Annotated in this window: 15 protein-coding genes; 4 read left to right on the plus strand and 11 right to left on the minus strand. The window is 53.6% G+C overall.

Going from position 1 to position 17,752, the window contains the following annotated elements; all coding sequences use genetic code 11:
• Positions 1 to 7: 7 nt before the first annotated feature.
• Positions 8 to 730, minus strand: a complete 723-nt coding sequence (locus tag INP79_RS13145) for a class II aldolase/adducin family protein (protein ID WP_194754713.1) — start codon at positions 728 to 730, stop codon at positions 8 to 10.
• Between the two features lie 296 nt (positions 731 to 1,026).
• Here INP79_RS13145 and INP79_RS13150 point away from each other — a divergent pair, with 296 nt between their 5' ends.
• The gene (locus INP79_RS13150) at positions 1,027 to 2,160 is read left to right on the plus strand and encodes a sigma-54-dependent Fis family transcriptional regulator (protein WP_194754714.1); all 1,134 of its coding nucleotides are present in this window, start codon (positions 1,027 to 1,029) and stop codon (positions 2,158 to 2,160) included.
• 58 nt (positions 2,161 to 2,218) lie between these two features.
• Here INP79_RS13150 and INP79_RS13155 read toward each other — a convergent pair whose 3' ends face one another.
• Together INP79_RS13155 and INP79_RS13160 are read right to left on the minus strand one after the other, a co-directional pair.
• On the minus strand, positions 2,219 to 2,770 hold the full coding sequence (locus INP79_RS13155; RefSeq protein ID WP_194754715.1) for an NAD(P)H-dependent oxidoreductase: 552 nt from the start codon (positions 2,768 to 2,770) through the stop codon (positions 2,219 to 2,221).
• A gap of 162 nt (positions 2,771 to 2,932) precedes the next feature.
• Positions 2,933 to 3,424 carry a hypothetical protein gene (locus INP79_RS13160; RefSeq protein ID WP_194754716.1) on the minus strand — a complete coding sequence of 164 codons (492 nt, stop codon included), beginning with the start codon at positions 3,422 to 3,424 and terminating at the stop codon, positions 2,933 to 2,935.
• Between the two features lie 218 nt (positions 3,425 to 3,642).
• Here INP79_RS13160 and INP79_RS13165 point away from each other — a divergent pair, with 218 nt between their 5' ends.
• The 3 genes from INP79_RS13165 (at position 3,643) to INP79_RS13175 (ending at position 6,487) form a co-directional block, all read left to right on the plus strand.
• On the plus strand, positions 3,643 to 3,816 hold the full coding sequence (locus INP79_RS13165; RefSeq protein WP_194754717.1) for a DUF1328 domain-containing protein: 174 nt from the start codon (positions 3,643 to 3,645) through the stop codon (positions 3,814 to 3,816).
• An 84-nt stretch (positions 3,817 to 3,900) separates the two neighbouring features.
• Positions 3,901 to 6,105 carry a bifunctional (p)ppGpp synthetase/guanosine-3',5'-bis(diphosphate) 3'-pyrophosphohydrolase gene (locus INP79_RS13170; protein ID WP_194754718.1) on the plus strand — a complete coding sequence of 735 codons (2,205 nt, stop codon included), beginning with the start codon at positions 3,901 to 3,903 and terminating at the stop codon, positions 6,103 to 6,105.
• Positions 6,106 to 6,115: 10 nt separating this feature from the next.
• A complete protein-coding gene (locus tag INP79_RS13175) occupies positions 6,116 to 6,487 on the plus strand; it encodes a YidH family protein (RefSeq protein ID WP_194754719.1) in 372 nt (123 codons plus the stop codon).
• Positions 6,488 to 6,504: 17 nt separating this feature from the next.
• On the opposite strand, the gene INP79_RS13180 is transcribed toward INP79_RS13175, so the two are convergent.
• The 8 genes from INP79_RS13180 to INP79_RS13215 all read right to left on the minus strand — a co-directional run bounded on the left by INP79_RS13180 (position 6,505) and on the right by INP79_RS13215 (position 17,721).
• The gene (locus tag INP79_RS13180) at positions 6,505 to 7,668 is read right to left on the minus strand and encodes an efflux RND transporter periplasmic adaptor subunit (protein ID WP_194754720.1); all 1,164 of its coding nucleotides are present in this window, start codon (positions 7,666 to 7,668) and stop codon (positions 6,505 to 6,507) included.
• Positions 7,661 to 10,834 (minus strand): efflux RND transporter permease subunit, encoded by a 3,174-nt coding sequence (locus INP79_RS13185; protein ID WP_194754721.1) that lies wholly within the window; start codon positions 10,832 to 10,834, stop codon positions 7,661 to 7,663. The genes INP79_RS13180 and INP79_RS13185 overlap by 8 nt, the downstream gene beginning before the upstream one ends.
• Positions 10,827 to 11,777: a DedA family protein/thiosulfate sulfurtransferase GlpE gene (locus INP79_RS13190; protein ID WP_194754722.1), complete on the minus strand. Its 951-nt coding sequence runs from the start codon at positions 11,775 to 11,777 to the stop codon at positions 10,827 to 10,829. The genes INP79_RS13185 and INP79_RS13190 overlap by 8 nt, the downstream gene beginning before the upstream one ends.
• Before the next feature lie 40 nt (positions 11,778 to 11,817).
• On the minus strand, positions 11,818 to 12,906 hold the full coding sequence (locus INP79_RS13195) for a calcium:proton antiporter (RefSeq protein ID WP_019883281.1): 1,089 nt from the start codon (positions 12,904 to 12,906) through the stop codon (positions 11,818 to 11,820).
• A gap of 70 nt (positions 12,907 to 12,976) precedes the next feature.
• A complete protein-coding gene (locus INP79_RS13200) occupies positions 12,977 to 13,864 on the minus strand; it encodes an efflux RND transporter periplasmic adaptor subunit (RefSeq protein ID WP_194754723.1) in 888 nt (295 codons plus the stop codon).
• 11 nt (positions 13,865 to 13,875) lie between these two features.
• A complete protein-coding gene (locus tag INP79_RS13205) occupies positions 13,876 to 14,088 on the minus strand; it encodes a DUF1656 domain-containing protein (RefSeq protein WP_194754724.1) in 213 nt (70 codons plus the stop codon).
• Positions 14,085 to 16,271: an FUSC family protein gene (locus INP79_RS13210; protein ID WP_194754725.1), complete on the minus strand. Its 2,187-nt coding sequence runs from the start codon at positions 16,269 to 16,271 to the stop codon at positions 14,085 to 14,087. Before INP79_RS13210 ends, INP79_RS13205 begins: the two co-directional genes overlap by 4 nt.
• A complete protein-coding gene (locus tag INP79_RS13215) occupies positions 16,249 to 17,721 on the minus strand; it encodes an efflux transporter outer membrane subunit (RefSeq protein ID WP_194754726.1) in 1,473 nt (490 codons plus the stop codon). Before INP79_RS13215 ends, INP79_RS13210 begins: the two co-directional genes overlap by 23 nt.
• Positions 17,722 to 17,752: the final 31 nt, after the last annotated feature.

The following is a 17,752-nucleotide window of genomic DNA, read 5'->3' on the forward strand; positions in this document are numbered from 1 at the left end:
CCTGTAATTACAAGTCAGATGGTCGCAACAAGCCTTCTTCTTTGGCTTGCTCATAAAGCTTGGCCATCTTCCATTGCTGCTTCAACACCCCTGGACCATACTCGCGTGAACCACCCAGCGCTTCTGCCAGGGTTTGCAACTTGGCGCCTTCTTCCAGCAACAAAATAAACTCGGCCAATTTACGCAGGCCCTCTTTACCCCACACCGTCGAGCCACCGTTGGCTTCCAAAATCGCGATGTTATGCGGATTAATCGCTATCTGATCAAGGATGAAATCCACCTCCTGCTGACGGCGGTCAATATAAATCGGGATTTCTTTAATCAGGTTAAAGCGCTGTACCGGCACATAGCGGATAGGCAGGGTGCGATGCGTTTGTGCCCAGGCACCCAGATAGGTGGAGTGTATGTGTGAAATAGTGGTCACTTCGGGACGCACCTGGAACAACTTGGTGTAGCGGCCAGCGCCTGCGCCACTGCCCTTACCAGAATAAACGGTGCCATCAAACCCCACTACGGTGGCTTCAATGGCCTTGCCTTTGTTAAACGGGCCGGGATCATTCACGATGATCAATTTGTCCTGGCCTGGCACGCGGTGTACAAACCCCACGGTGCCATTGGCGGTGATGGTGTCCGTCTCACGGAACACGTCAAATGCCAGTTTGGCTTCTGCCACAGTCTCGCTCACGTAACGTTCCAGATCCAGTTCGGTATTAATAGTCACGACAGTCATTGTCAGTCCTTTCAAAATACATGTGAAAACAACACGGACTATTTTGCAAAGACTGTGCCACCTGCAACATTGAAAATTTACCTATAAAAATCATCATGTTAATAAAATCACAATCATCAAACGCCTGTTGCCCAGGCAACAAGTGTTGCGATTAACACAGCAAAATGTTGAATTCCCATCCCTCACCAAGGCCGCCACCAATATAACCAATATGAATATTGTTATAATTTATAGAACTTTGACTTATTAATGATCAATGTAATATAGTGACTCGCCTGTTAAATAAGGAGTCAATGATGAGCGCACAACGATGGGATATCCGTGATTCGTACACCGAACGTACCGATCATGTGATCACACACCCGAATCCGTCTGCCGTCAGCTTGTCCGTGCGGGCAAGTGCACTGGTGTTCAGCGATCCCAAGTCACAAAATTTGCTGTCCTTAATCGAAAGAATTGCGTCCAGCAATGCAACCGCGCTGATTATTGGCGAAACCGGGACCGGCAAGGAACTGATTGCCCGCCACATTCACTCACTGAGCAACCGTAGAAACGGCCCGTTTCAGGCGATTAATTGCGGCGCCTTCTCCGAAACACTGGTAGAAAGCGAGTTGTTTGGCTATGAAAAAGGCGCATTTACCGGCGCCAACACGTCCAAAGTGGGCTGGTTTGAAACCGCCAATGGTGGCACGCTGTTCCTGGATGAAATTGGTGATTTACCGCAGTCTACCCAAGTAAAATTATTGCGCGTGCTGCAAGAACGCGAAGTGGTACGTGTAGGCGCCAGAAAGCCGATTCCGATTGATGTGCGCCTGATTGCGGCGACCAACGTTAACCTCGAAGAAGCGGTGAAAGCCGGGCGTTTCCGCGAAGATTTGTACTACCGCATTAAAGTCGTCCCGGTAGAACTGCTACCCCTGCGCGAACGCCGTGGTGACATTTTGCCGCTAGTTGAGCACTTTTTAAATGTATATCGCAACAAATTAAATACATCTAGCCACACATTAGCACCAGAAACCACTTCGTTGCTCATGGACTATCCGTGGCCAGGCAACATCCGCGAACTGGAGAATGTGATCCACCGCGCAGTCTTGGTGAGTACCTCCAACACGCTGTACCCGAAAGACCTGAACCTGCCCAAGATCAGCTTTAACCGGCCAGAATTGACGACTGAGGATGACAGCGGCATCACAGCACCGATTCCCAGCCGCATCAGTTACGAACGCCAAAGCGCGTTGTACAAGCTGGAGAGCGTGCTGGAGGAATTGTTTGAGCAGGCACCAGAAAATCTGTACGAACTGATCAATGGCACCACGGTAAGCAAGGCTTACGAGCACAGCAAAAACAACCAGGTACACACCGCCAAACTGCTAGGCATCAGTCGCAATATCCTGCGCGCCAGGTTAAAAGAGCTTAACCTGATCGCATAAAAAAAGAGGGGTTTGATACCCCTCTTTTTTTATGCAGAACGCACTCAAACAGCCTGCATTAAGCCACTAGCGTCTCTGGCAGATGCTGCTTGATGAGCACCGCAGCCTGCGCCAATGCCTGCTCAATACGCTGTTCAATCACGGCGCTATCCAGTTGATAGTTGGTAAACTCAGCATCCCTGGCATAAATCGTGGTCGGGATGGTATAAATACCAAAAAAGCTGGCCAGACTTCTCAAGTGCGACTCCAGTACCAGCGCATGGTGATCGCTGCCACCAGTGGCAACGAGGATCGCCACTTTACCCGTGAGTTTTTTCGGGTCTATCAGGTCGAAAAAGTGTTTGAGCAGGCCAGTATAAGAAGCTTTATACACTGGCGTACCAATGACGATAATATCGGCCTGGTGCAATTTGTCATAGGCTTGCGTCAACGCTGGCGGAAATTGGTTGAACGACACAGTAGGCCCTAAGTCGGCGGCCAGTTTAGAGATATCGATCACCTCACCCGGGCTATGAAACTTCTGACTGGCTTTGGCCACGGCAGCTTCTACCAGTGACAGCGTTCTGGAAGGAGCGGTGATATTCCCGGAGACTCCAACAATTCTTGGCATTTTGATTTCCTGATTAAACAATGTCCTTGTTTAACAGCAAATTAAATGCCAGATTTAAATCATTTAAAATCAATCACATGCAAAACAGATGCTGCCTAATCAACAATCAAATCCCCTCAAATGTTGGGAATGCAACACATCAGACCTGCGCGACCCTGGCGACTAGGTTTTAATTTTGCGCGTGGGGCGCGCAGGTGTCATGTGTTCAGCGTACATATTAATCAGGCTACGCTGGCCACTACCGTCACCACACGACTGAAAATGAATCAGGTAGCGTTTGCCGATCTTGATAAACTGGTGCGCGGCCTGAATTTCTTCCAGCGACAACACCGGGTTCTCGCCGACGTTGGTCGCAATATCGAGCTTACGCCCCAGCCAGTCAACGCCAATTTTCTCCGGCGTCATGCCACTCTCGCTGTAAGCCACGGTTTTCACGGTCGCCACCGTGACTTGCTGTTGGCAATCAGGTAACACTTCATCCATGCTGACAAGCGCAACGACTGCCGGTTTGGCCGCTGTTTTGCTGCCGGGTAACGGTGCATGTATCACTTTAGCACTGTCACTGGCGGCCAACACCAACGCTGGCAACAGACATGGCAGCATCATGAGCAAGCAAGCCAGGCGAACACTGGCGGGGATGGTGGTCGAACGCATGGCACGCTCCCTTCATTGAGGATGCTTTTTATTTAAATAGGCAGATGACATCTGCCAATATAGCGCATTTGGTAAACAGGCGAAGAGGATTAACCTTTGTAAAACGCGACCCCGTAGGCAAATTCTGACCAGCAATTTAGCAAAGCACCGATAGGACTAGCCTGCCCGGCCTTTTAAGATGCCAACATCCTCCCTGTCTAAAACGAAAGGTCAGACCTATGCTTTATTATGCATTGCTGTTTCTTGTGATCTCTTTTGTGGCTGGTTTACTGGGTTTCAGGGGCATTGAGTCTGGTGCCGCCACGATCTCTAAAGTATTCTTCTTTATTTTCCTGCTGCTGGCGATTGGTATTGCCCTGGCTGCAGCGTTGGGTATCAGCCTGTTTGCATAACAGCTGATCCAAATCACGCGCCCTGACCATTGTCATGGCGCGTTTTAGCTTTACGCTCATGCGCAATCGCGGCGATAATACTTCATGGTTTCAGTCAGCCGCCCCGCACACACTCCTATTGCCAACGATCCTCAGGCGCTCGCCGCATGGATTGCGTCTTTACCGTCCCGTTTTACCCCCCATGAATTAGCGCAGATTCGCCAGGCCGGTGAGCTGGCTGCCACGCTGTATCGTGAAAAATGCGCCATGAACAGCAGCCCCTTGCTGCAACATGCGTTGGAAACTGCCGCCATCCTGACTGAGATGAATATGGATGCAGATAGCCTGGTGGCTGCGATCTTACAGGCAATGCCTGACTGCTTAAGCGATTGGTCAGTTGAGTTGTCCAGCCAGTTCGGTCCAACGGTGGTGAGCTTGGTCGAGGGCATCGCCCGTATGTCACAGATCCAGGCCTTGAGCGAGGTCGATAGCGCACAGCATGACCGTGCACAACAGCTGGAAGCCCTGCGCAAAATGCTGCTGGCCATGGTGCAGGATATCCGCGTGGTCCTGATCAAGCTGGCAGAACGCACGCAATTACTGCGACACCTCTCTGGGGCCAGCCCCGAGGTACAGGCGCAGGTGGCTCGCGAAAACCAGAGTATTTTTGCCCCTCTGGCCAACAGGCTGGGCGTGTGGCAATTGAAATGGGAGCTGGAAGATTTATCGTTGCGCTACCTGGAGCCACAGCTCTATAAAGAAGTGGCGAAGATGCTAGACGAGCGGCGTGTTGACCGCGAACAATACATTGCAGACGTGGTCGCCCAACTGCAACACGAACTCACGCTGGCGGGCGTCAAGGCGGAAGTCAGCGGTCGGCCCAAGCATATCTCCAGCATCGTCAAAAAAATGAAGAGTAAGCATTTGCAGTTTAACCAGCTGTATGACGTGCGTGCCGTGCGCATCATGGTAGACGATATCAAGGACTGCTATACCGCACTCGGCCTGGTGCATCACCTGTGGCAGCCGATTCCGGGTGAGTTTGACGACTATATCGCGCGCCCGAAAAGCAACAATTACCGTTCATTGCATACGGCAGTGAGTGGCCCGCGCGGCCTGGCGCTGGAGGTGCAAATCCGCACCTTTGAAATGCACCAGCATTCGGAGCTAGGCGTGGCAGCGCACTGGCGCTATAAAGAAGGCGCCAAGTCAGATGCCAGGTTTGATGAAAAAATTGCCTGGTTGCGCCAGATTCTTTCCTGGAAAGACGACGTGGCCGACCACGGCGATTTGCTGGAACAATTTAATAGCGAACTGTTCCAGGACAAGGTGTATGTGCTGACGCCACAAGGCAAGGTGATTGATTTGCCGCACGGTGCTACGCCGATTGATTTTGCCTATGCCTTGCATACCGACCTCGGGCATAGAACCAAGGGCGCCAAAATCAATGGTCAAATCGTGCCGTTACACACGCGGCTGGAGAACGGGCAACGGGTGGAGATTCTCACCGCCAAACAGGGCGCCCCCAGCCGCGACTGGCTGAATGCATCATTGGGTTTTTTGCAAAGTCCGAGTGCGCGCGCCAAGGTCAGGCACTGGTTTAAATACCAGCACTTTGACGAAAATGTCGCCCAGGGCCGCGCCAAGCTGGATAAAGAACTGCATAGAGCCGGGGCAGGCAGCCTGCCACTGGAACGTATCGCGCAAAAATTGCAATTCCAGAAGCTGGAAGATTGTCTGGCAGCGATTGGGCGCGGTGACATTAGCGAGCACCAGATTGCCATTACCATCCAGGGCGAAATCGCCCCTGCCGAACCGGCACCCGCACCGCCACTGGTCAAACGCCCAACCGCTTCGCAGGTCAACCATGCAGGCGTCACCATTGAAGGCATAGGCAATGTGCAAACCACCATGGCCAGATGCTGCAAACCGGTGTCGCCAGAGCCCATCGTCGGCTACCTGACACGCAACCACAGCGTCACCATCCACCGCCAGGCCTGCACCTTTATTAGCCGCCTGGCCGAGATACGCCAGAATCGCTTGCTGGCCGCACAATGGGGCAACAGCCAATCAGGGTTATCAGAAGTGGATATTGTGCTGGAAGCCAATGACAGGCAGGGCTTGCTACGCGATATCAGCGAACTGTTTGCGCGTGAAAAAATCAATACTACCAAGGCCAATACGCTGAGTCGCAACCATGTGGCCCTGATGCAATTTACGGTAGAACTCACCGACATTGACCAGTTGCAGCACTTGCTGCTGCGCTTACAACAGGTGCCAGGTGTGATCTCGGCACAACGAAAAACCTGAAAGAGGCCATATGTCTTATCTTGACGACCCACGTGTGTATTTTGCTGCCGAACGCACCTTGCTGGCCTGGCAACGCTCAGCAATTGCCTTGATGGGGCTGGGCTTTGTGATTGAGCGCTTTGGCCTGTTTATGCAACTGGTGGCACACGATCACCCGCTGCCACATGCACAAAGCGCGTTATCGCTGTATATCGGGGTCGGTTTTATTCTCATTGGCGCCTGTACCGCCATATTGTCTGCGGGTCAGTTCCTGGTATTTTGCCAGTCGCTGAATCCACAGGAAAAACCGCGCGGCCATGTGTTGTGGTTACCGCCTGCGGTCAATCTGTTTCTGGCCGTCACTGCGGTGGCCTTAAGCGGCTGGCTGATACTCACGCGCTAATAATACGCCCCGCCCCCTTACTTGGGTGCATCTGCGCCTGCGGCAATATTCACCAGCACACCATCCGTCACGCCATCTGGCGGATTCTCAATCACCTGGTCCTGGCTGGTCAGGCCAGACTGCACTTCCAGCGTTTTGCCGAGGTCTCGGGCAATGGTAATCGTCTTTAATACCACTTTGTGATCCTGGCCAACGGTGGCGACCTTCAGCCCGTTCTGGTCAAAAATCAGCGCACTGGCCGGAATACTTAAGCGGCCAGCGGCATTATTCAATGCCAGGTTCACGTTCGCAAAGCCGCCTGGCAGGAAACGGCCAGCCGCATTATCCACCAGCAATTGCACCAATGTCGTTCCAGACGACGCATTGATAGCGCCCGAGGTCGATTGTATGGTGGCCTCAAACACGGCATCCGGCGAATCTGGCACCGTAAACTGCGCTTTGCCGCCTGGCTTGATCTGGCTGACATAGTTTTGCGGCACATTGATGTATAAACGCAGTTTGCGGGTATTGGACACTTCAAACAATGGCTGTGCCGTCGTACCGCTATTGCCCGCATTAATCAAGGCCCCGGTATCGGTATTACGCGCAGTCACCGAGCCATCAAAAGGCGCCAGAATTTTAGCGAAGCTCTTGAGCGCAAGCAGGCGGTTCACATTGGCTTCAGCTGCTTTCACGATCGCCTGCTTGCTTTGGTAGTCGCCGACCTTTTCATCCACTTCCTGCCGTGCAATGGATTGCGTTTTCAGCATATCCTGCCAGCGCTTGGCCGTGGTTTCCGCCAGCGCAACATTGGCCTGGGCACTAGCCAGGTCGGCTTTGGCCTGCAATAGCTCCTGGTCCAGGTCCGGCGTTTCGATTTCGGCCAGCAGTTGTCCACTTTTGACACTACCACCAATATCAACCTTCCAGTTCTTCAGATACCCGCTGACCCGCGCATAAATAGGCGCGCGTGCATACGCTTCAAAGCGGCCAGGCAGGTTCAGGCTGCCGGCTTCTGCGCCATGGTCAGGCTGGCTGACACTCACGGTCGCCACGGCCTGCTTGTCTGTCCAGGCCTTGAGTTTTTCGTGGTTACCCGCGCGACTGGTCACACCAATCACCACAATCCCAATCGCAGCCAGGGCCAACAGCAGGCCACCCAGTTTAAGTCCACGGGAAGTCCCCGTCGTCGCATTACGCATGTACATCTCCGCTAGAAACACTGACAGGGCGCGGGTAGTGCTTTTTGTGGATGGTGTTAAACACCACCGGCACAAACAGCAGCGTGGCCACCGTCGCAAATAATAGACCGCCAATCACGGCACGGCCCAATGGGGCGTTCTGCTCGCCGCCTTCGCCCAGGCCCAAGGCCATCGGCGTCATGCCGATCACCATTGCGAGTGCTGTCATTAACACCGGGCGGAAGCGCACAAACCCTGCATCAATCGCTGCCGCAGTGGCATCTTGCAGCTCGGCCAGGCGTTCACGGGCAAAGCTGATCACTAGCACACTGTTGGCCGTCGCCACGCCCATACACATAATGGCGCCAGTCAGGGCGGGCACCGATAAGGGGGTGTAGGTCACAAACAGCATCCAGACGATGCCTGCCAATGCTGCAGGCAAGGCAGAGATAATCACAAACGGGTCACTCCAGGATTGCAGGTTGACTACAATCAGCAGGTAAATCAGCACAATCGCCCCCAGCAAGCCAAAAAACAGGCCGGTGAATGCATGGTCCATGGTATAGGCCTGGCCCAGCATGACCACAGTCGCCGCCTTGGGCACCTGGTCTTTGGTCTCTTCCAGTATCTTGCGGATATCGGCCGCCACGGCACCGAGATCGCGGTCCTGCGTACTGGCATGTACTTGCACCATCGGCTGGATATCGTACTGGCTCACCACGGCATTGCCGACACTGCGTTTAAAGGTGGCAATCCCGCCCAGGGTCTGCAACGGGCCGTCACTACCGCTGATCGGCAAATTGGCCAGTGCATTCAGGCTATCCAGTTGATATTGTGGCGTTTGCAGCACGATAGGATAAGTGACGCCATTGGCCGGGTTGAGCCAGTAGGTGGGTGAAACCTGCGAGCTACCGGCCATATTAATCACCATGCTATTGGTCACATCGCGCGTACTGATGCCGATTTCCTGCGCGCGGGTCTTATCAATGGCGATATCAAATGACGGACGGCTGCGTGACTGCTGGATACGTGCATCGACCACGCCAGGCACCTGACGCACCTTGGCCAGTAGCTGGTTGGCATAAGTAAAATCGTCAGCCAGTTTGCCACCACGAATCTGGATATCAATTGGTGCAGGCGAACCAAAGTTCAGGATCTGGCTGACAATATCGGCAGGCGGAAACGAAAAAGTGGTATCCGGAAACTGCTTGGGCAACACTTCGCGTAGGATGCGGACATAATCGGCCGTCGGCGCGTGATGTGCTTTAAGTGCAATCTGGATATCGCCATCATGTGCACCTGTTAACCCAGTATTGTTATAGGTCATATTGATACTGCTGATCGGCATGCCGATATTGTCGACAATGGTCAGGATTTCATCTGCTGGAATGACCTTTTTAATCGCCGCCTGGATATTGGCAAAGCGGTTGGCCGTGTCTTCAATCCGCGTCCCCACCGGTACGCGTGCATGCATGAGGATTTGCCCGCTATCAACACTGGGGAAGAAGTTGCTGCCCAGCATGGGCAGCAATAAAAACGACAGCATGACCACCGCCATAAAACCAACCATAAACAAACGGCTATGGTCGACAGCCAATATCAGGATAGCTTTATAGCCATGACGGATGCGCTCAAACCGGGCTTCAAACCATTGCTGAAAACGTACCAGCGGGTTACGGCTGACGGCTCTGTGTTCTTCGTGCAGATGCGGTTTAAGCAGGTAATTTGCCATGGTCGGCACCAGCGTACGCGACAAGATAAATGAGCTAACCATGGCAAACATCACCGCTTCAGCCATGGGCACAAACAGGTAGCGCGACACGCCTTCGAGGAAAAACATAGGCACAAACACGATACAGATACACAACAGCGACACAAACGCGGGCGTGACGATTTGAGCTGCGCCATCGAGGATAGACTGTTCGACCGGCTTGCCCTGCTCCAGGTGCCAGTTGATGTTTTCGATGGTGACTGTTGCCTCATCCACCAGCAGGCCTACCGCCAGTGCCAGGCCACCCAGGGTCATGATATTCAGCGTTTCGCCGATGGCGGACAAGCCAATGATCGCCCCCAGGATAGACAGCGGAATGGAGGTCGCAATAATCAGCGATGAACGCCAGCTGCCCAAAAACAGCAAGATCATGAGACTGGTTAAAATCGCCGCCAGCACACCTTCAAACACCACGCCATCAATCGCGGCACGCACAAAAATAGACTGGTCATTGATCGGTGTGGCAACCAGCGTCTCTGGCAAGCCGGGTTTGATTTCCTCCAGTTTAGCTTTGATACCGTCAACAATGGCCAGCGTCGAAATCGCGCCATTCTTAAGGATGGTCATCAGCACCGAGCGGTTACCATCCACATGCACGATGTTGGTTTGCGGCGGGTTACCGTCACGCACCTGGCCGATATCACGCATATACACGGTGGCGCCATTGACCACTTTCACTGGGATATTAGCCAGGTCTTCAATTGCCGCGGCGGCATTATTGAGGTTTAAGGTGTATTCAATGCTGCCGATTTTTTGCGTACCAATCGGCACCACCATATTATGAGCAGCCAGCGCATTCGAAATATCCTGCGCAGACAGGCCGCGTGCCTGCAACGCAGCCGGGTTCAGGTCGATCTGGATTTGGCGACTCTTGCCACCATAAGGGAAAGGCACGCCCGCCCCCGGCACGGTCACCAGGCGGATACGCACGGCGTTCAGGCCGAGGTCAGCCAGGTTTTGCTCGGTCAGGCCTTTGCCAGACAGGGCAATCTGTAAAATCGGCACCGTAGATGCGTTGTAATTCAGGATCAGCGGTGGCGTGGTGCCGGTTGGCATTTGCCGCGTCACCGTTTGCGAAATCGCCGATACCTGCGCATTGGCCGTCGCGATATTCACCCCGGCGTGAAAAAAGATTTTAACGATGGCGAAGCCGTTGTAAGAGTTGGCCTCGATATGCTCAATATCATTGACGGTGGTCGTCAGCGTGCGCTGGTAAAGCGTCGTGATGCGGCCTGCCATATCATCCGGCGGCAAGCCGGTATATTGCCAGGCAACTGCCACCACCGGGATACGGATTTCGGGAAAAATATCGACCGGGCTGCGCATGGCAGACAAGGTGCCAAAAATTAAAATCAGCAAAGCCATCACCACAAAGGTATAAGGCCGTTTGAGCGCAATGCCCACCACGTTAAACATGTAACACTTTCTCCACCTCTGTGGTGCTTACCTCAAACCCGGCATCGCGCCAGGCATCAATGCCGCCACTCAATGGACGGATATTGCGATAACCGCGGTTAATCAGTTTTTTGGCCACCTTGGCCGCCGTCACTTCATTCGGGCATGAGCAGTACAACACCACGGGCGCATCTTCGTCGATATCCAGCACCAGCTGGTCCACTTCGTCCAATGTGACAAACTGTGCGCCTGGAATCCAGCCATCATCCACCAGGTGTTTGGCACGCGTATCCAGGATGACGGGCGCAACGCCCTGGCTCAACATGTCATTTAATTCCTGCACGCTGATACGCGCCATGCGCAGGCTCTTGATAAACCGCTGCCTGTCCCACCACTTAGAGGCGATGAATGCAGCCAGTAACACCAGTACCAGCAAGGTGCCCCACTTACCCATTTCAACCAGAGTGAGCATCAACTCATCAATCGCCGAACTGAACAAATTACCCAGCCATAGCGCAGAACCTGCCCATAACAATGCACCCAGGCCATCCATGAGCGCAAACAGCCAGTAGCGTGTGCCCGACGAACCGGCCAGTGCACTGGAAATTGAGGCAAAGCCGGGAATGAATTTACAGACCAGCAAGGCAGGCGGGCCAAATTTCAGGTACAAGGCCTCCGTTTGCCGCACACAGGTATCCGGGGATAAAGAGATTTTGCACAACTTGCCCATCACGCGTTTGCCATATTTGCGACCGGCGCGATACCAGATGGAATCTGCCACCAGCGCAGCACCCACGGCCACCAGCAGCATGGCTGCCCACGAATACTGGCCATTACCGATCAGCACACCTGCCAGCAACAAGGTCGGGTAGGCCGGTAAAGGCAAGCCCATTTGCTCGAGGAACACACTGGCAAACACGATCAGCAATCCATATTGCTGTATCAACTCAAGAACGGTATTCATAAAGGATGATTAATTCGCGACAAACATTATAAAAACAACACTACATACCCAAAGCGGCCAGCATGGCAAAGGCCATAAATAATACAAAATGCGTCATGCCTTCAATGGCATTGGTTTCACCATCATGCAAATTGATGGTCGCGACAATCAGTGTCAGGAACGTCATCACCATCTGCGTCGGCGACAAACCGACAATCAGCGGCCGGTCTTCGATCAGGGCAATGGCCTCAATCACCGGCACAGTCAGGATCACGGTCGACAAGGTGGCCCCAAGTGAAATATTCACCACGGTTTGCATGCGGTCATTCACCGCCGCCTTCAACGCCGTGAGTACTTCCGGGCTGGCGGCAATGATGGCCACCACAATGGCAGCCACAATCGGTGGCACACCGCTGCCGGTTAAACCGGCATCCATATGCATGCTCATCTCCTCAGACAGGAAACCGATGGTAATGATGCCGGCCAACATGTAAAGAATGGAAAATCTGACATCTGCGCTCATCGCGCCAGCCGACTGCCCGGTTTGTGCCTGATGTTGGTCGCGGTAACTGAAATAGTTACGATGCCGCCCGGTTTGCATTTTCAGGAACAATGCATAAAACACACTCATGGTGACGATGGTAAACATCGAATACAAGCGCCAGTGTTCGGGCGGCAAAAAAGCAGGCAGTGCCATGGAGATGCCCAGTGCCGTCATGATCATCACGATATAGGTATTGCCGGAGTTGACGTTGTACTCCACCTCACCATATTTGATGCCACCGACAATCGCACACAAGCCGAGGATACCGTTGATATCCAGCATCACCGCCGAATAAATCGCATCCCGGGCCAGCGTAGTCGACGAGGTATGGCTGAGCATCATGACAATAATCACCACTTCAATGATGACCGCGCTGATGGTCAGGATCATGGTGCCATAAGGCTCTTTGAGCCGTTCGGCCACATACTCCACCTGGAACGACAGCTGGAAAGCCAGGTTGATAATCAGCAGCACAAACAGGATGGAAATGGTCAGCGATTCGGGCTGGCCGATATGCATGACTTTGTCAGCTTGCGCCAATGCCAGGTAGGCGACGATGGAAATAATCAGGGACAGCAGCCCCGCGGGCGGTTTTTCGGTAAGCATGCGCTTAGATTGTGATCAATGAATAACCATCTTAACAGAGACTGTCGGGTTCTGTTGCATGTGGCCCTGCTTATCCATGCCTGATTACCACCGAACATGTCATCCCGGCGACCAGTGGCATGGCTGCCGGAATCTGGTCGAGGTGGATACGCACCGGGATGCGCTGTGCCAGTCGCACCCAGTTAAAGGTCGGGTTCACATTGGCCAGCAAACGGATGTCGGTCGGGTTATCACGGTCGGTAATGCCGTGGGCAATGCTTTCGACATGACCTTTGAGCGTGGCGTGGCTGCCCAGCAACTGCACTTCGGCCGCGTCACCCACCTGGATCATATTTAATTTATGTTCCTCAAAATAGCCATAGACCCAGAATGAATGCTGGTCAATCACCGCCAGCTTGGCCGCACCTACCTGGGCAAAATCACCCGGGCGCACCAGCAGGTTAGACACCCAGCCATCCACTGGCGACCGCACCACGGTGCGCTCGAGGTCGAGTTTGATTTTCTCCACCTGGGCCACGGCGGCCTCATATTCAGCTTTGGCGGCCATGGCACCCAAATCGGTATCTTCACGGTTTTCGCGTGAAATCACTTCATCATCCAGATGCGCACGGCGGGCAGATTGCTGTTTCTTCATCTCCCACAGGGACTTTCTCTGCTGGGTCAATGCAGTCGCCTCCGCCAATGCATGCTGATAATGCATGGTGTCTATGCGGAACAGCACGTCGCCTTTGTGTACATACTGGTTATCACGCACCGGCACTGCGGTCACCAGTCCGGCCACATCCGGCGCAATATTCACCACATCAGCCCGCACGCGGCCATCTCGTGTCCATGGGTAGTCGGTATAGCGCACCCACAACTTGTATGCCAATAACCCGGCCGCCACCGCGATTGCCAGCGTAATCCCGACACGCAGGATACCTTTTGTTGCCTTAAACCAGATACGTTGCGTTTGCATGATTCAACCTTTCAATACACCATTAAACCAAACACGGAAAACAAGCCAAAAAACAAGGAAACCCTTAACAAGGCCGGATACCACACCAAGTCGTAAATCCCCCAGGCAGCCAATGCTTTATCAATCAGCCAGATCGCGGCAGCGGCAAGCAAAAACGCCACAAACAAGGTGGGCACATGGGCATCCAGAAAAGCAAACTCACGCGGAATCCATTCATGCATCATGTGTCAGCTCCGGTTGACGTTGAAGCAAGGTCCTGCAGCAGCTCTGCCGCGATGACCAGCCTGATAAAATGCAATTGCGTGGTGAGCTTTCGCGCTTGTGAAGATAGGAGTGCATCGGCATACTCCCCGCCTTGTAACCAGGCCAGAAAATGATCCAACCATTGCAACACTGCCTGCTGCTGCGCCAACCCTGGCTGCTTGTAATAACTGGCGACCAACGTCAACGTGCGTTGCACTAATTGGTAAGGCTGTGCCGATAGCCCCCTGGCAACCGCACGCAACGCCAACACGGCATGTCCTACCTCTAGCGCAGCACACAAGGCCTCGACGACACGCACACTTTCAGCCTCTTGTGGACGATGCACACTGCCGGAACGCTGGATCAAGTCGCGTGTGCGCATTTCAAAAAGGGGCGCTGTCATGCTTGTATGCAGACAGGCATCGACCACTAATTTGCGTAATTGGGTAAACACACGGGCCTTGGCCCAGGGACTCGCCGCATAATCCGTCAGGCTGAACATGATGCCGGACACCACCAGTGCCACCATGAGTGCAATAGAGTCGTTAAAATATTTGACTGGGTTATCGCCCAGCGCCTGGTTGAATCCCACCATCAAAAAGTAAGCAATGCCCAACCCTGCGCCCACCAGGGTGGTGGCTGGCCGTGCACTTAGCCAGGCGGTGAGCAAAACTGCAGGCGTAATCACGATACAGAGCATGACATAATCATGTGCCGCGGTGAGCCAGAATACATTGCTGATGTACACCAGCACGATGCCCAGCAACACCCCTACTGAGAATTGACGGATAGTGGCCATTGGCGCCGGACTAGCCGCAAACAAGGTGCTTGTAATCACCCCCAGCGTCATGGCCAGGATACCGGAGGGCCAGTCTATGGTCATCCAGATGGCCGCCAGGATCAGCAAGGTGAGTGCGCCACGGGTCGCAGCAATCGACACCGGCAACCAGTCAATGTGCATATGCAACTGCTCAGCGGTGAATTCACGGCTCGCCACCTTGCGTGCACGTGGCTGTGCCACTAACAAAGCATAAGTCTCCAGGTAGGCAGTCAACTCTTTTGCCAGGCGCGACAGCAATTCACCACCGGTTTCCACCTCTAGCTGATTGACCTCCGGATGCATCATCAAGTGTTGTAACTGCACCGCCAAGTGCGCATCAAAATCATGTTGAAACGCTGCGACAGCTTGCTGCACCCGGGTGATGGCTTCAGCATGACTAGCAGGCTGCCCGTCTATGAGCACCGCGGCAGATAAGGGCTGCATCAAGACCTGCAAAGCGTCTGCTTCCTTTGACGCCACACGGGTTTGTAAACGCTGGATCAGCCGCTGCAAGACGACATAGGTCGTAGAAACTGCCATAAACTGCACATTGAGCCGGTTGATGGTTGCACTGTGTACCCGCGCATCATCCGTTTCAAACTGCGCAGACGAACGAAATGCCTCCAACTGATAAATATCTTGCATGAACTTTAAAAACGGCTGATTGAGCCCAGCAGGTGCGCCGGTGCCCAGTAATACGCTGAAATCGCGAAACTTGCTGCGCACGACTGCCTGAATGTTCTCCCACAGGCGTTGCGGCAGCACCAGCTCACTGACCAAGGTCGCACTTAATAAACCGACGCCAATTTCAGACATGCGGGTTGAGGCGATTTGGAAGGTATGCCAAGGCGTCAGTGTCGCAGGCAAGCCGACAATACACAAAGTATAGCCAGCCAAGACAAATCCATAAGACTGGAAGTTACGATATACCAGCGAGCCTGCCGTACACATGCCTATCCAGAGCGCTGCCGCAATAAAAAATGGAAAGCGGTCTTGCGCAAACCAGGCCACCAGCAACATGGAAAACAAAATCCCGATCACGGTACCGATCAGACGGTAATAACTTTTGGTGATCACCATGCCGGAGCGGAAATGCATGACGATCACCACCGTCAGCAAGGCCGTTGCCGGTTGATCCATCTCCATTTTCAAGGCCACCCACAGCGCCAGGAAAGCGGCCAGCAGGTATTTGAACAAATAGCCGATCAGCGGAAAGTCCTGACGGTACCAGTCGGCGGCAGCCTGTTGCAGGCATACGGCTGCCATTCGCACGCCTTGCTCGAGCGCGGTCAAGCCAGCTAGCAATCGTTGTATCCCGCGATTAATCTGTTGCGTGTTCAGCATCAATCACCCCTCCACCCAGCGCCAGCATCAATGCCGCATAGGCTTCCAGCCGCACCGCCTCCTGTTCCACCAGAACGCTTTTTTGTTGCAATACCAATGCGTTGGTTTGCAGGCTTTCCACCAGGTTGCTTAACCCGGCGCGATGATTCTTCACCGCTAACCTGTGCGCCTGTTCGGTTTTTGCCAGTGCCTGCTGCGTATTGTCAGTTTCGGTCGCCACCGTATTCAAGATGGAAAGCTGATTTGAAATGCTTTCCAGTGCCTTGAGTATGGTGGCGTTGTAATCCTCTACCGCCATGTCATACAGCGCCGTTTCTGCCGACAGGTTAGCCCGGCGCTTACCGCCATCAAAAATAGGCAAGGACATGGCCGGGCCTAAATTGCCGACTAAACCGGCACTGGAAAACAGGCCGGAAAATGCCAGCGCCTGAAAACCGATGTAGCCCAACAAATTGATATTTGGGTAAAACGCTGCCTTGGCACTTTGAATATGTTTTTGCGACGCTTCAACCCGCCATCTGGCAGCGACAATATCCGGGCGGCGGCCAACCAGGTTGGCAGGCAAATGATCAGGCAAACCGATACTGGCGGACAAACGCAATGTTGGGCGCTGTAGACTGTCACCCGCACCCGGCCCTTCACCACTGAGTGCTGCAATCTGATTTTTTAATAATGTCAGGTGCAACTCAATTTGCACCAACTTGTTTTGTGCCGCAGGCAATTGCGCCTCCAGGCGGCTCAGGTTTAATTGCGTATTCAGCCCGGCAGCCAGCGCTTTTTTAGCAATGGCAATCTCATGGCGCACATCGTCCAGTTCCTCTTCTGCCAGGTCGCGCCATTGATATTCTGCCGCCAGCCGGATGTAGCTTTTCACCATGGCCGCCGTCAACTCAATCTTCACCTGCTGCATTTCAGCTTCACTGACATGGGTCTCATCCAGCGCCGCCAGCCAGGCTGACTTCTGTTGCTTCCATAAATCCAGGTTGTAAGACATGTCTACCGTCGCCTGGTTGTTCCAGTTAAAGCGGCCCGCCCACGGCTTGGGGATAAAACTCAACTCGGTAAAACGTTCACGTGACGAGCTCACTTTGCCGCCAACATTCGGCAAGGTCGTCGCATGTGCCTGCTCAGCCATGGCGATGGTCAAGGCGATGCGCGCTGTGGCTTTTTTCAGGTCAGGATGATCATGCAGGCTTTTCTCCACCAGGCGATCCAACTGTGTATCCTGATACGCCTGCCACCAGTGCTCAGTCGGCCAGGCAATGGCGGAGGCATCCTCTATCGCCTTGCCCAGTGCCAGTTTATCTTGCACCAGCGGCTGCGACGCGGGGATGATACCTTTGGAACTGATGCAGCCATTTAATAGCAGAGCCAATAACCAGACACCCCAGCGAGACACTCTCAGGGGTTGGCGCGGCAATATGGCAATGATAGTCAATGGCATAAACATAAAGTATGGTTATTGATAGTATGGAATCAAA

The organism is Methylophilus sp. QUAN (genome assembly GCF_015354445.1).
GTDB lineage: Bacteria > Pseudomonadota > Gammaproteobacteria > Burkholderiales > Methylophilaceae > Methylophilus.